This is a genomic window from Ralstonia mannitolilytica (genome assembly GCF_000954135.1).
GTDB lineage: Bacteria > Pseudomonadota > Gammaproteobacteria > Burkholderiales > Burkholderiaceae > Ralstonia > Ralstonia mannitolilytica.
The window spans coordinates 1,264,052-1,277,746 of record NZ_CP010799.1 but is presented as its reverse complement, the minus strand read 5'-3'; the positions used below and the strand labels follow the sequence as shown (position 1 = coordinate 1,277,746).

Below are 13,695 nucleotides of genomic sequence, written 5' to 3'. Positions count from 1 at the left end.
GCCTGCCCTGGCCGCTACCCCATGCGAAAATGCGGCGTCTGCACTCGCGAAAACGCACACCCACACCGAGCCTTTCCGGAGATCCGCGCATGTATCACGGAGAACGTTTCAACGGCTTCAGCCACCTCGCCGGAGCCATCCTTGCCGCTGCGGGCATGGCGGTGCTGGTGACATCCTCGGCGCTGCACCACGATGCGTGGAAGGTGGTCAGCTCGGTCGTCTACGGCACCACGCTGGTCCTGCTCTACACCATCTCCACGCTGTATCACAGCCTGCGCGGCCCGGCCAAGGGCGTCTTGCAGCGCCTGGACCATTGCGCCATCTACCTGCTGATCGCCGGCAGCTACACGCCGTTTGCACTGGTGACGCTGCGCGGCCCGTGGGGGTGGACGCTGTTCGGCGTCAACTGGGCCCTGGCGGCCGTCGGCATTGCGCAGGAGCTCTGGATCGGCCGTCGCACGCGCGTTCTGTCGCTGGTGATCTACGTGGTGATGGGATGGCTGGTACTGATCGCCATGGGGCCGTTGATGGCCGCACTGCCTGCGCCCGGCCTGTGGTGGGTGGTCGCGGGTGGAGCGTTCTATACCGCGGGCGTCGGGTTTTTTCTCTTTGACGAGAAGGTGAAGCACTTCCATGGCATCTGGCACTTGTTCGTGCTGGCGGGCAGTGCATGCCAGTTCGTGAGCATTCTCCTGTACGTGGGGTGATCTGCCCGCACAAGAAAAAGCCGCGATTCCTCGCGGCTTTTTCTTGACGGCAACGCAGACTCACGCGCGCTTCTTCATCGCTTCGTCCCGCAACTCTCGGCGCAGGATCTTGCCGACATTCGTCTTCGGCAGCTCATTGCGGAACTCGATGAACTTCGGCCGCTTGTAACCGGTGAGCTGTTCCTTGCAGAACTCCTGCAGCTTCTCTTCGGTCAGCGTCGGATCGCGGCGAACGACAAACAGCTTCACGACCTCGCCCGAGTGCACATCGGGCACGCCCACGGCGGCGACTTCCAGCACGCCCGGGCACATCGCCACCACGCCTTCGATCTCGTTCGGGTACACGTTGAAGCCGGACACCAGGATCATGTCCTTCTTGCGATCGACGATCTTGGTGTAGCCGCGCTCGTCCATCACGCCCACGTCGCCGGTCTTGAAGAAGCCGTCGGCGTACATGACCTTGGCGGTCTCGTCGGGGCGCTTCCAGTAGCCGGCCATGACCTGCGGGCCGCGGATGCAGATTTCGCCCGCCTGCCCGATCGGCAGATCGTGGCCCTCGTCGTCACGGATGGCGACCTCGGTGCCCGGGATCGGCAAGCCGACCGTGCCGGAAAACGTGTCGGTATTGGTCGGGTTGCAGATGGCCGACGGCGAGGTTTCCGACAGGCCGTAGCCTTCGATGATCGGGCAGCCCGTCACCTCGAGCCACTTCTTGGCCACAGCTTCCTGCACCGCCATGCCGCCGCCGTTGGCCACGCGCAGGTTGGAGCAGTCGACGTTCTTGAAGTCGGGATGGTTCAGCAGCGCGTTGTACAGCGTGTTCACGGCCGGGAACATGTGGAAGCGGTACTGCTTGAGCACCTTGATGAAGCCCGGGATGTCGCGCGGGTTCGGGATCAGCACGGCCAGTCCGCCCTTGCGCATCGACAGCAGGCAGCACACCGTGAGCGCGAAGATGTGATACAGCGGCAGCGCCGTGATGGTGATGATCTCTTCGTCCGGTCCCAGCATGCGGCCGTCGCGGCCCGGCTTGGTGAGCGCCGGGTTCATCCACGCCTCGGACTGCAGCACGTTGGCGACGATGTTCCGGTGCAGCAGCGTCGCGCCCTTCGACACACCGGTGGTGCCGCCCGTGTACTGCAGGAAGGCGATGTCGTCGGGGCCGACCGACGTGGGCTTGAGCGTCTGCCTGGCGCCCTCCTGCAGGGCGGCGTTGAAGCGGATGCAGTTGGGCAGCTCCCACGCCGGCACCATCTTCTTGACGCTGCGCACGACGAAATTGACGAGCATGCCCTTCAGCCCGCCGAGCATGTCGCCCATGCTGGCCACAACGATGTGCTTGACCGGCGTGTTCGGCAGCACCTGCTGCAGCGTCGTCGCGAAGTTCTCCAGGATGATGATCGCTTCGGCACCGCTGTCCTTGAGCTGGTGTTCCAGTTCGCGCGGGGTGTAAAGCGGATTGACGTTGACGACCACATAGCCGGCACGCAGCACGGCGGCCAGCGCCACGGGGTACTGCAGCACGTTCGGCATCATCAGCGCGACGCGCGCGCCCGGTCCCAGGCCGCGCGACTGCAGCCACGCCGCCAGTTGGCGCGACAGCGTATCGAGCTCGCCGTAGGTCAGCACCTTGCCCATGCATTCGAATGCACGGCGGTTGCGGTTCTTCTGGAAAGAATCCTCAAGCAGATGGGCCAGCGATCGGTACTGCGATGCGTCGATCTCGGCCGGCACCCCGGGGGGGTACTGCTTCAGCCACGGTTTATCCATGGGCGTGTCTCCTGGCGATTGTCGATTTTTTCGAATGATCGTTCGATTTTTTCCGCATCGTACGCGGATGTGTGTGTCAAAACAATAACTTAGACGATTCCCTCGGGCGGTCCGGCATGCTCGAAACGGGTGCACCGACCGCCGCCGGCATCACTTTTGCAAAGGGGTGCCATCCGCCTCCGGCGACGCTGGAGGGGCAAGGCTCCGCAGCACGGCCTCGCGCGCTGGTTTGGGTTCGCGCGCCAGGGCTTTCACGTCGGCATAGAAGCGCGCCCAGTCTCCGCCATCGCGGTGATACAGCGCCGTGAACGCGGGCACCCACTCCAGATAGCTCGCCACCGCGCCCAGATGGGCGTTCGACAGCGGCTGCGCGAACCAGCGGTCGTAGCCGGTATAGCCGCCCCAGCTTGCCTTCAGCTTGGCGTAATCTGCCTGCAGGCTGGCAAAGGTGGCACGCTTGCCGGCGCGCTTCTCGTCATCGGAGACGGGGCTCGCGTACAGCTTTTCGAGCCGGCTGCGGTACGCCAGCAGCAGGGCGCGGAATTGTACGCGGCGGGCATCGTAAACGGCGTATTCCGCGCGAATTTCCGGCGTTGCCGCATCGGCCAGCCAGCGCTCGACGCCGATCGTCTCGACGGTGGTGGCAAACGATTCGTTGAAGGCGGTGTCGCCCTTGGCGTAGGCCACCTGGTGGGCGAGCTCGTGGAAGATCAGCCGCGCCAGCTCGCCTTCGGGCAGGCCGACGAAGGTGTTGAGCAGCGGGTCGTCGAAATAACCCAGTGTGGAATACGCAGGAATGCCGGCCACGTCCACGTCCAGACCTTCGGCGCGCAGCGTGTCGGCATAGGCCAGGGCGGCGCTGCGGTCGTAATAGCCGCGGTAGGTCACGCAGCCGACGATGAGGAAGCACCACTCCTTGAGCTTGACCGACAGCTCCGGCGCCGCAAAAACGTTCCACACCGCGAACGGGCGCTTGAGGTTGGCGTAGACGCGGTAGCTGCCGTTATCGGGCAGCGCCAGCTCGCGCGACGCGTAGATGCGGATGCTGCGGGCATCCTCGAGGCGCCTGGCGAGCTTGTCGTTGTGCGCCGCGCGGGCATCTTCGATGGCCTTGTCGATGGACTCGCGCTGCGCCATCAGCGAGAGATGCCCGGCAACCGACTGATAGTAATAGCCGACCGCGTCGCAACCGGCCAGCAACGCAGTGCCCGCCAGGGACAACGCCAGACACAGCCCGCGGGCCCTCCGCATGGCCGTCCTCAGGCCGTCTGCGCCGCCGGTGCGACCTCCACCAGGCAGTCGTAGAAGGTCGGTGCGCGGCCCATGTCGGTCAGGCGCTGGCTGGTGACTTCGTTGGCATTGGTGCCGTCGGGCGCGAGCTTCTTCCACCAGATCGACAGGCCGACCACCACGCCGCGGCGGGCGCGGTCCGTCACGCGGGCACGCGCCTGCATGGCGCCGCGGTCGTTGAAGATGCGGACCAGTCCGCCATCCACCACGCCGCGCGGCAGGGCATCGTCGGGATGGATGTCGAGATGCGGCTCGCCTTCGGTGCTGCGCAGGCTGTCGACGTTGACGAAGGTGGAGTTCAGGAAGTTGCGCGCCGGCGGCGAGATCATGGAGAGCGGATAGCGCTTCGCCAGCTCAGGCGTGCTGATGGCCGATTCGTGCGGCGGCACGTAGCCGGGCAGCGGGTCCAGGCCGTCCTTGGCCATCTGCTCGGAATAGAACTCACAGCGGCCCGACGGCGTGCGGTAACCGCCTCGCGCGAGCGGCGCGGCCGGATGCGCGAGCTTCTGCCAGCCCTCGCGCTTGAGCGTTTCCCAGTCGATGTGCGCGGCGGCAGGATCGTCGCGGCGCACGGCCTGGGCCGCGATCTCGTCATCGGAATCGGCAAAGCACGCCTCGGTAAAGCCCATGCGTTGCGCAAGCCGGCGGAAGATCTCGGTGTTCGGCAGCGCCTGCCCCACCGGCGCAATGGCGGCGTTGTTCGCCAGCACGTAGGTGTGGCCGTACGCCTTGTGCACGTCTACGTGCTCGAGCTGTGTGGTGGCGGGCAGCAGGATGTCGGCGTAATCGGCGGTGTCGGTCTGGAAGTGCTCCAGCACCACGGTAAAGAGGTCTTCGCGCGCAAAGCCGGCCGCGACCTTGCGCGAATCCGGCGCCACCGCCACGGGATTGCTGTTGTAGACGACCACCGCCTCCACCTTCGGGCCGAACGATGCATCGCCAGGATGCAGCAGCGCATCGCCGATGGTGCTCATGTTGATGGTGCGCGGCAACTTGGGCCAGCCCGGGAGCAGATCGGGGCGCTGCAGCTTCGCGTTATCGATCGGGAAGAAGCCCGACGTCGACAGTTGCAGCCCGCCCGCCGCATCGCGCCACGCCCCCACCAGCGATGGCAGGCACGCCACCGCACGCACGCCCTGCCCGCCGCCATGGGCGCGCTGCATGCCATAGTTCAGGCGGATGGCCGCCGGCTGCCGGTCGCGCACGACGGTCGTGCCGTACAGCTTGGCCAGCCATTCGATGTCCGCGGCGTCGATGCCGCACAGCGTGGCAGCGTAGTCCGGCGTGTACTGCCGGGCGCGCTCGCGCAGCGCCTCGAAGCCGAGCGTGTGGTTGGCGATGTAATCGTGGTCCAGCAGGTCGTCGCGGATCAGCACGTGGATCATCGCCATGGCCAGCGCCGCATCGGTGCCCGGACGCACGGCCAGGTGGCGATGGCATTTCTCGGCCGTCAGCGAGCGATACGGATCAATCGCCACCAGCGTCGCCCCACGCCGCTTGGCTTCCTGCGCGCGCGTCCAGAAATGCAGGTTCGAGGCGATGGGATTGGCGCCCCAGATCAGGATCAGCTTGGCATCCTGCACGTGCTCGATGTCCATGCCGAGGCTCGCGCCATACGTATAGCGCAGCGCCGTCGCGCCGGCCGATGCGCAGATCGTGCGATCTAGCAGCGATGCCCCCAGCTTGTGGAAGAAGCGCGCCGCCATGCTTTCGCCCTGCACGAGGCCCATCGTGCCGGCATAGCTGTACGGGACGATCGCTTCGGGATTGCGCGAGGCGATCTCGCCGAGACGGCTGGCGATGGTGTCGAGAGCCTCGTCCCACGTGATGGGCGCGAACTTGCCCTCGCCCTTCGCGCCGACGCGCTTCATCGGCGAGAGCAGGCGGTTCGGGTGATACGTGCGCTCGGTGTAACGGTTGACCTTCGTACAGAGCACGCCGGCGGTGGTCGGGTGGTCCGGGTCGCCCTGCACGCGGGTGGCGCGGCCGTCCTCCACGGTGACGAGCAAGGCGCAGGTGTCGGGGCAGTCGTGCGGGCAGGCGGCACGGATCACTTGGGTGGACATCGGGAGACTCCGGAGTGGGGTGGCGGCCGCTTGCGTCTACAGGCACCTGCGCGGCTGCGATGATCCGGAAATTGTAATCGCGCGCTACGTCGGGCGCAGCGGCGTCGAACCGCGCGGGACCAGGCGCCCGGTCAGCAGGACCCGCCGCGCCGGCAAGGTGCTGTCTGCGAGGCGGCCTTGCAGCATCGCCATGGCCATGCGGCCGATGTCGTAGACCGGCTGCTCGATCACGGTGATGCCCGGGCCGGCCAGTTCCGTCCACGGCTCGTTGTCGAAGCCGGCGACTGCAATGTCGCGCGGCACCTCGAGCGACAGCCGGCGCAGCGCACGCAGCACGCCCAGCAGCGATTGCGCGTTGCTTGCGACGAGGGCGTCGGGCCGCTCGCCGCTGGAGAGCCACGCCAGCGTTTCGGTCTCGGCGGCTTCCGCGGTGGGCAGGATGAAGCGTGCTTCGGCGCTCACGCCGTGGCGGGCGAGCGCGGCGGCAAAGCCGGCCTGGCGTTCGGCGCCCGTGCTGCTGGTGCGGCCAAAGAGCCCGCCGATGCGGCGATAGCCCTGCGCGGCAAGGTGGTCTGCCAGCGCCTGCGCCGCCTGCTGGTTGTCGAGCACGACGGCATCGGTGCCGCACGCGGGCCCGGCACGGTCGATCAGCACGACGGGGTAGCCGAGTTCGACCGGCCGCGGCGCCTCCGCAATGCCGCGCGTGGGCGAGAGAATCACGCCGGTCACGCGCTCCTCCTCCATCAGTCGCAGGTACATCGCCTCTTTGTCGGGGTCTTCATCGGAATTGCACAGGATCACGCGCAGGCCCGCCGCGTACGCTGCATCCTCCACCGCACGGCTGACGCTGGTGAAGAACGGGTTGCGGATGTCCGACACGATCAGCCCGACGGTCTGCGCCTGCTGCGAGCGCAGCCGCCGCGCCGACAGGTTGGGCCGATACCCCGACGCGGCCACCGCCGCATCGACACGCCGGCGCAGCTCCGCGCTCACGGGGCCGCCGGCCAGCGCACGCGACACCGTCGCCACCGACACGCCCGCCGCCGCCGCTACGTCCTTGATCCGAACCGTCATGCTGAAATCGTTTCCAAAGAAAGCGTCATGATAGCCAAAGCCGGCCGCGCCACCAATGCGACGCTTCCTCAGGGGAAACCCCGTAAACAGCGGGATACACGTCACTTTGCGCCGCATTGCACATTGACACCCTCACTGTAATCGATTTCAATGCGACCACATCAACGACACGCCTAGCCGCGCCTGCCTCCTCCCGCGCGGCCGCCCGCAGGAGACCCCGCCGCATGGCTACCGCCCTCATCTGCGCTGAACGCATCCGCCTGCAGCAACGCGCCACCAACAAGGAAGGCGCCATCCGCGCCGCCGGGCAATTGCTGGCCGACTCAGGCTGCATCGACCCCGCCTACATTGACAGCCTGCTGCGCCGCGAAACCGTCGCCAACACCTTCCTCGGCCACGGCGTGGCCATTCCGCACGGCATGGGCGAAGACCGCCACCTCATCCGCCAGACGGGCATTGCCGTACTGCAGTTTCCCGACGGGCTGGAGTGGCACCCAGGGCAGACGACGCACCTGGTCTTCGCCATCGCAGCGCAGTCGGACGAGCACATCGTGCTGCTGCGCCGCCTCACCCGCCTGCTCAATGACGATGCACGCCTGCGCCAGCTCTTCACCACGCAGGACGCCGAGGACATCGTCGCCGCGCTGTCCAGCGATGCGCCCGCCCAGGCGGCGAGCGCCCCCGGCACGGACCTGGCCGAGCAGCGCGCCCTCACCCTGGAGTACCCGAGCGGCCTGCATGCCCGCCCCGCCGCCCAGTGGGTGGAGACCGCACGCCGGTTTGCGGCACGCATCCAAGTCCGCCACGGGGACGAGACGGCGGACGCCAAGAACCTCGTCGCGCTTCTGCAACTGGGGCTGGCGGCGGGCGCCAAGCTGACGCTGTCAGCGGAAGGCCCGGATGCCGGCGCCGCGCTCGACGCCCTGCAACAGACCATTCGCGGCCTTGTCGCGCAGGAACGCGCGCAGGCCGTGCGTGACGCTCAAGCCGCCCGCACGCGCCAGAGCGCACACGGTTGGCAAGCCGAGGTCGCCTTGCCCGCCATCGGCGGCATTGGAGCAAGCCCGGGCCTCGCGATCGGCCCCGTCCACGTGCTGCAGCATGGCGCGGCGGCCGTGCCCGACCACCCGGTCGCGCTCACCACGGGCGGCGACCTGCTCGACAAGGCGCTCGCCGACACGCGCGCCGAACTTGCCGCACTCGCGCAAGACACCGCCGCCCGCCTGGGCGAGGCCGAGGCCGGCATCTTCAAGGCGCAAGCGGAACTGCTGGGCGACACCGACCTCATGACGCTGACCTGCCAGGCGATGGTCGAAGGCCACGGCGTGGCGTGGTCGTGGCATCACGCCGTGGAGCGGCTGGCCGAGCGGCTCGCGGCGCTGGGCAATCCGCTGCTGGCCGCGCGCGCAGCCGACCTGCGCGACGTGGGCCGGCGCGTGCTGGGGCATCTCGATCCGTCGCTGCGCAAGGCGGCGCAAACGCTGCCCGACACGCCTTGCATTCTCGTGGCGGCAGATCTGTCGCCATCGGACACCGCTGCGCTGGACACACGCCGCATCCTCGGCATCGTCACCGCGCAAGGCGGGCCGACGTCGCATACAGCCATCCTCACGCGCACGCTCGGCATTCCCGCCGTGGTGGCTGCAGGCCCGGCAGTGCTCGATGTGGCGCCCGGCACGCAAGCCATCGTCGACGGCACGGGCGGCCGGCTGGTGCTCGACCCGGATGTGGCCAGCATCGCCAGCGCGCGCCGCTGGCTGGACGAAGAAGCCGCTCGGGCGCAGCGCGAGCAGACCGAGCGCAGCCTCCCGGCGCGCACACGCGACGGCTACACCGTCGAGATCGCCGCCAACGTCAACCTGCCCGCGCAGGCCGCCGAGGCCATCACGCTCGGCGCGGAGGGCGTCGGCCTGATGCGCACCGAATTCCTCTTCCTCGAACGCGACCACACACCCGACGAAGACACCCAGTACGCCGTCTACGCAGACATGCTCGAGGCGCTCGACGGCCGGCCGCTGATCGTGCGCACGCTGGACATCGGCGGCGACAAGCAGGTGCCGCATCTGAACCTGCCCACGGAAGACAACCCGTTCCTCGGCGTGCGCGGCGCACGCCTGCTGCTGCGCCGGCCCGACCTCATGGAGCCGCAATTGCGCGCACTCTATCGCGCCGCACGCGATGCCGGCAGCGGCAACGCGCTGTCGATCATGTTCCCGATGATCACGTCGATGGACGAAGTGATGGCCGTGCGCGCGGCGTGCGAGCGCATCCGCGCCGAAGTGGGCGCGCCGGCGGTGCCGCTCGGCATCATGGTCGAGGTCCCGGCCGCCGCGCTGCTGGCCGACCGGCTGGCCGAACACGTGGACTTCTTCTCCATCGGCACGAACGACCTCACGCAATACACGCTGGCCATCGACCGCCAGCATCCCGACCTCGCCGCCGAGGCCGACAGCCTGCACCCGGCCGTGCTTCGACTGATTCAGCAAACGGTACAAGGCGCCACACGCCACCACCGCTGGGTGGGCGTGTGCGGCGGCCTGGCGGGCGATCCGTTTGGCGCGCTGCTGCTAGCGGGGCTCGGCGTGAATGAGCTGTCGATGAGCCCGCGCGACATTCCCGCCGTGAAGGCGCGACTGCGTGCAGCAGAACGCTCCGCACTCGCCGAGCTGGCGGGCCGCGCGCTGGCGTGCGCGTCGGCGCAGGAGGTGCGCACGCTGGAAAGCGCCCTCGCCGTGGCCGCGAACGGCAAGGAGTTGGCCACAGCATGACTACGCGCATCGTCACCGTCACGCTCAATCCCGCCATCGACATGACGGTCGGGCTGGACAGGCTCGAACGCGGCCGCGTCAACCTGGGCCGCAGTGTCACGCACCAGGCCGGCGGCAAGGGCGTCAACGTGGCCGGCTGCCTGGCCGACTGGCAGGTGCCCGTGGTGGCCACCGGCCTGCTCGGCCAGGACAATGCCGAGCTGTTCGAAGCGCTGTTCGCCCGCAAGCACATCGTCGACAGCTTCTACCGTGTGCAGGGCAGCAACCGCACCAACATCAAGATCAGCGACGCCGCGGATGGGCAGACCACCGATATCAACCTGCCCGGCATCGCCGCCACCGCGCTGGACCTGGATGCGCTATGCAAGCGCATCGATGCGATGACCGACGTGGCCGGCGTGGCGCTATGCGGCAGCCTGCCCGGCGGCCTGCCGGCCGATACGTACGTGCAACTGCTGGCGCCGTTGAACGCGCGCGGCGTCCGGACACTGCTCGATACCAGCGGCGCACCGCTCGCACTGGCGCTGGCAGCTCCGCGCCACGCGCTGCCGACAGCCGTCAAGCCGAACCGGCATGAGCTCGAGGTGTGGGCCGGCGCGCCATTGCCCACGCTGCAGGACGTGGTGGAGGCAGCGCGCGGAATCCACGCGCGCGGCGTCGCGCAGGTGATCGTCTCGCTGGGTGAAGACGGCGCGCTGTTCGTCACCGCCGAGGGCACGTGGCAAGCGAGCCTGCCGCCCGTGCGCGCCGCCAGTACCGTAGGCGCGGGCGATGCCATGGTGGCGGGCGTGCTGGCCGGCTGGCATGCCGGCGCAAGCTTGGAAGACACCGTGCGCCTGTCCGTAGCGTTTGCCGCGTGCAAGCTCCAGCGCCTCGGGCCAAATCTGCCACCGCCCGAGCACGTGCGCCAGCGGGCTGCCGTCGTACGCATGCAGCGCGTGGCCTGAGCCCGCGCGCGGTCAACATCATCAAGGAGCCGACCATGGCAAACCTGTTGGCAATTCTCGGCGCGGACGGCCGCACCACCCGCGCCATGCTCGCCGGTGCAGCGCTGCGGCACGCCGCGCGCGAAACCGGCTGCAAGCTCGACGTGGACGTGCGCGCGCCGGACACCGCCTCCGTCGTCAACACCTCCGTGCTGGCCACCGCCGATGCCGTCGTGTGGGCCGGCGTGTCGCCCGACACCGCCGCGCGCCAGGCCAATCCGCGGACGATCGAAGTCACGCTCGACGAGGTGCTCGACAACGCGCGCGCCGTGCTGGATCGCATGATGGGGAGTGCGCCCGCCGCGCCCGCGGCCGATGCGGAACCGAAGCGGATCGTCGCCATCACGTCGTGCCCGACAGGTATCGCCCACACTTTCATGGCGGCGGAGGCACTCACGCAGGCGGCCGCTGAGCTCGGCCACGCGATCCATGTCGAAACGCAAGGCTCGGTGGGCGCGCAGAACACGCTGTCCGCCGATGCGATCGCACGCGCGGACCTCGTACTCATCGCGGCGGATACGCAGGTCGACCTGTCGCGCTTCGCCGGCAAGCCGCTCTTTCGGGCGGGCACCAAGGCGGCCATCCACGATGGCCCGGGGCTGATCCGCCGGGCGCTCAGCGAGGCCACCGTCGAAGCGCCCGCCGCAGCGCAGGCTGCAGCCGCGCCGGCCGCCGAGCGCACCGGCCCTTACAAGCACCTGATGACCGGCGTGTCCTTCATGCTGCCGTTCGTGGTGGCGGGCGGCATCCTGATCGCGCTGGCCTTTGCCCTCGGCGGCATCTACGTGACGGAAGACGCAGCGCGCGGCACGCTCGGCGGTGCGCTGTTCCAGATCGGCGCCAGATCGGCGTTTGCGCTGATGGTGCCGGTGCTGGCGGGCTACATCGGCTATTCGATCGCCAGCCGGCCGGGCATTGCGCCGGGCATGGTCGGGGGCATGCTGGCCGCCAGCCTGGGCGCGGGTTTCCTGGGCGGTATCGTGGCGGGCTTCGTAGCCGGTTACGGCACCGAGGCCCTGAACCGTTGGCTGAAGCTGCCGCGCAACCTGGAGGGGCTGAAGCCGGTGCTGATCCTGCCGGTGCTCGGTTGCCTGGTCACCGGCCTCGTGATGCTGTACGTGGTCGGTGCGCCGGTGGCAGCGCTGTTGACGTCGCTCACAACGTGGCTGCGCGGCATGCAGGGCGCCAATGCGGTGCCGCTGGGGGCGCTGCTCGGCGGCATGATGGCCTTCGACATGGGCGGCCCCATCAACAAGGCCGCGTACGCATTCAGCACGGGGCTGATCGGCGCGCAGGTCTACACGCCGATGGCGGCCACCATGGCAGCCGGCATGACGCCGCCCCTTGGCATTGCGCTGGCCGCATGGCTCTTCCCTTCGCGCTTTACCGGCGACGAGCGCCAGGCGGCACGCGCCACGGCGGTGCTCGGCCTGGCCTTCATCAGCGAGGGCGCGATCCCGTATGCCGCACGCGACCCGCTACGCGTCATTCCGGCGCTGGTGGCGGGATCGGCCTGCGCGGGTGCGCTGTCGATGTGGTTCGGGGTGGAATTGCGCGTGCCGCATGGGGGCGCCTTTGTGCTGCCGATCCCGAATGCCGTCACGCACCTGGGCGGCTATATGGTTGCGCTGGTGGCGGGTACGCTCGTCACTGCGGGGCTGCTGGCCATCCTGAAGCGGCGCGTGCCGGCGCAGGCGGCCTGAGCACCGCACCGCACGGGGGTGCCTGTCTCAAAAACCATCAAAACTGCCACAGTCCGAGCCGATCCTGTTTGCCTGCCCCGCCCGTTTGGCTATGATGCCGGGCAAACCAATCTCTTCGGGGGGAGAGCATGCAGGCACGCAGATTCACCGGGCTGCTGGCGATGTTCGCGGCGGGCGCCATGGGGCTGGCCGCCGCTGCACACGCAGAAACCGGCGTCACAAACGACACCATCCTCATCGGGCAATCTGTGCCACTGAGCGGCCCGGCCGCCCAGCTCGGCCAGCAGATGAACCGGGGCGCCAAGCTGTACTTCAATGCCGTCAATGCGGCGGGCGGCGTCAATGGCCGCAAGATCGAGCTGAAGGTGCTCGACGACTTTTACGAGCCCGACGCCACCGCACGCAACACGAAGACGCTGATCGACGACACCAAGGTGTTCGCCCTGTTCGGCTATGTCGGCACGCCGACCAGCCTGGCGGCCCTCAAGATTGCCAATCCGGCGGGCGTGCCGTTCTTCGCGCCGTACTCCGGTGCCATGGCGCTGCGCGAGCCGTTCGCGCGCAACGTCTTCCACATGCGTGCGAGCTACAACGACGAGACCGCTGCCATCGTTCAGCAGATTCACACCACGGGCTTGAAGCGCATCGCCGTGGTCTACAACGACGATGCCTACGGCAAGGCCGGGCTGGACGGGGTGCAACGTGCATTGAAGCTGCCAGCGAACCAGGGCGTGTCGCTCGTCGCGCAGGCCAGCGTGGTGCGCAACACGACCGACGTGAAAGGCGCGCTCGGCACCGTGCTGGCGCAAAAGCCCGATGCCATCGTCGCCGTGAGCGCATACCAGACGGTGGCCGCGCTGGTGAAGGCCGCGCAGGAGCAGGGTTACGCGGGACAGTTCTACAACGTGTCGTTCGTCGGCACCAAGGCGCTGGCCAATGCGCTGGGCAAGGCCGGCGGCGGCGTGGTCATCTCGCAGGTAATGCCGTACCCGTATAGCGGCGCGTCGCCGCTGGTGCGCGACTACCAGAAGCTGCTCAAGGCGGAAGGCATCACCGATTTCGACTACGGCAGCATGGAAGGCTACGTCGCTGCACGCGCCCTCGTGGAAGGGCTGAAGCGCGCGGGCCGCGACCTCACGCGTGAGAAGCTCATCACCGCGCTCGAGTCGATGGGCAACTATGATCTGGGCGGCTTCAATGTCAACTTCTCGCCGTCCAACCACGTCGGCTCGAAGTTCGTCGAGATGACGATCATCAATTCGAATGGACAGGTGATTCGCTGAGTTGACGGCATCTTTTGCCATGAAAACCGGGCTGCGTGCCCGGTTTTT

Annotated in this window: 9 protein-coding genes; 5 read left to right on the top strand and 4 right to left on the bottom strand. The window is 68.2% G+C overall.

Annotated features, from left to right (window positions below; all coding sequences use genetic code 11):
- The first annotated feature begins 89 nt into the window (after window positions 1-89).
- Window positions 90-707 (top strand): PAQR family membrane homeostasis protein TrhA, encoded by a 618-nt coding sequence (gene trhA, locus TK49_RS06095; protein ID WP_045785910.1) that lies wholly within the window; start codon window positions 90-92, stop codon window positions 705-707.
- A 60-nt stretch (window positions 708-767) separates the two neighbouring features.
- On the opposite strand, the gene TK49_RS06090 is transcribed toward trhA, so the two are convergent.
- The 4 genes from TK49_RS06090 to TK49_RS06075 all read right to left on the bottom strand — a co-directional run bounded on the left by TK49_RS06090 (window position 768) and on the right by TK49_RS06075 (window position 6,907).
- Window positions 768-2,477, bottom strand: coding sequence for a long-chain fatty acid--CoA ligase (locus TK49_RS06090; RefSeq protein WP_045785909.1), 1,710 nt, complete (start codon window positions 2,475-2,477; stop codon window positions 768-770).
- Between the two features lie 150 nt (window positions 2,478-2,627).
- Window positions 2,628-3,728, bottom strand: coding sequence for an aminopeptidase (locus tag TK49_RS06085; protein WP_045785908.1), 1,101 nt, complete (start codon window positions 3,726-3,728; stop codon window positions 2,628-2,630).
- 8 nt (window positions 3,729-3,736) lie between these two features.
- Window positions 3,737-5,833 carry a molybdopterin-containing oxidoreductase family protein gene (locus TK49_RS06080; protein ID WP_045785907.1) on the bottom strand — a complete coding sequence of 699 codons (2,097 nt, stop codon included), beginning with the start codon at window positions 5,831-5,833 and terminating at the stop codon, window positions 3,737-3,739.
- Between the two features lie 84 nt (window positions 5,834-5,917).
- On the bottom strand, window positions 5,918-6,907 hold the full coding sequence (locus tag TK49_RS06075; RefSeq protein ID WP_045787771.1) for a LacI family DNA-binding transcriptional regulator: 990 nt from the start codon (window positions 6,905-6,907) through the stop codon (window positions 5,918-5,920).
- 224 nt (window positions 6,908-7,131) lie between these two features.
- Here TK49_RS06075 and ptsP point away from each other — a divergent pair, with 224 nt between their 5' ends.
- The 4 genes from ptsP (at window position 7,132) to TK49_RS06055 (ending at window position 13,647) form a co-directional block, all read left to right on the top strand.
- Entirely contained in the window at window positions 7,132-9,675 is a 2,544-nt protein-coding gene (ptsP, locus tag TK49_RS06070) for a phosphoenolpyruvate--protein phosphotransferase (RefSeq protein ID WP_045785906.1), read from the top strand.
- Window positions 9,672-10,622, top strand: a complete 951-nt coding sequence (gene pfkB / locus TK49_RS06065; protein WP_045785905.1) for a 1-phosphofructokinase — start codon at window positions 9,672-9,674, stop codon at window positions 10,620-10,622. The genes ptsP and pfkB overlap by 4 nt, the downstream gene beginning before the upstream one ends.
- Before the next feature lie 35 nt (window positions 10,623-10,657).
- The gene (locus TK49_RS06060) at window positions 10,658-12,364 is read left to right on the top strand and encodes a PTS fructose transporter subunit IIC (RefSeq protein ID WP_045785904.1); all 1,707 of its coding nucleotides are present in this window, start codon (window positions 10,658-10,660) and stop codon (window positions 12,362-12,364) included.
- Between the two features lie 128 nt (window positions 12,365-12,492).
- On the top strand, window positions 12,493-13,647 hold the full coding sequence (locus TK49_RS06055; RefSeq protein WP_045785903.1) for an ABC transporter substrate-binding protein: 1,155 nt from the start codon (window positions 12,493-12,495) through the stop codon (window positions 13,645-13,647).
- Window positions 13,648-13,695 lie beyond the last annotated feature (48 nt).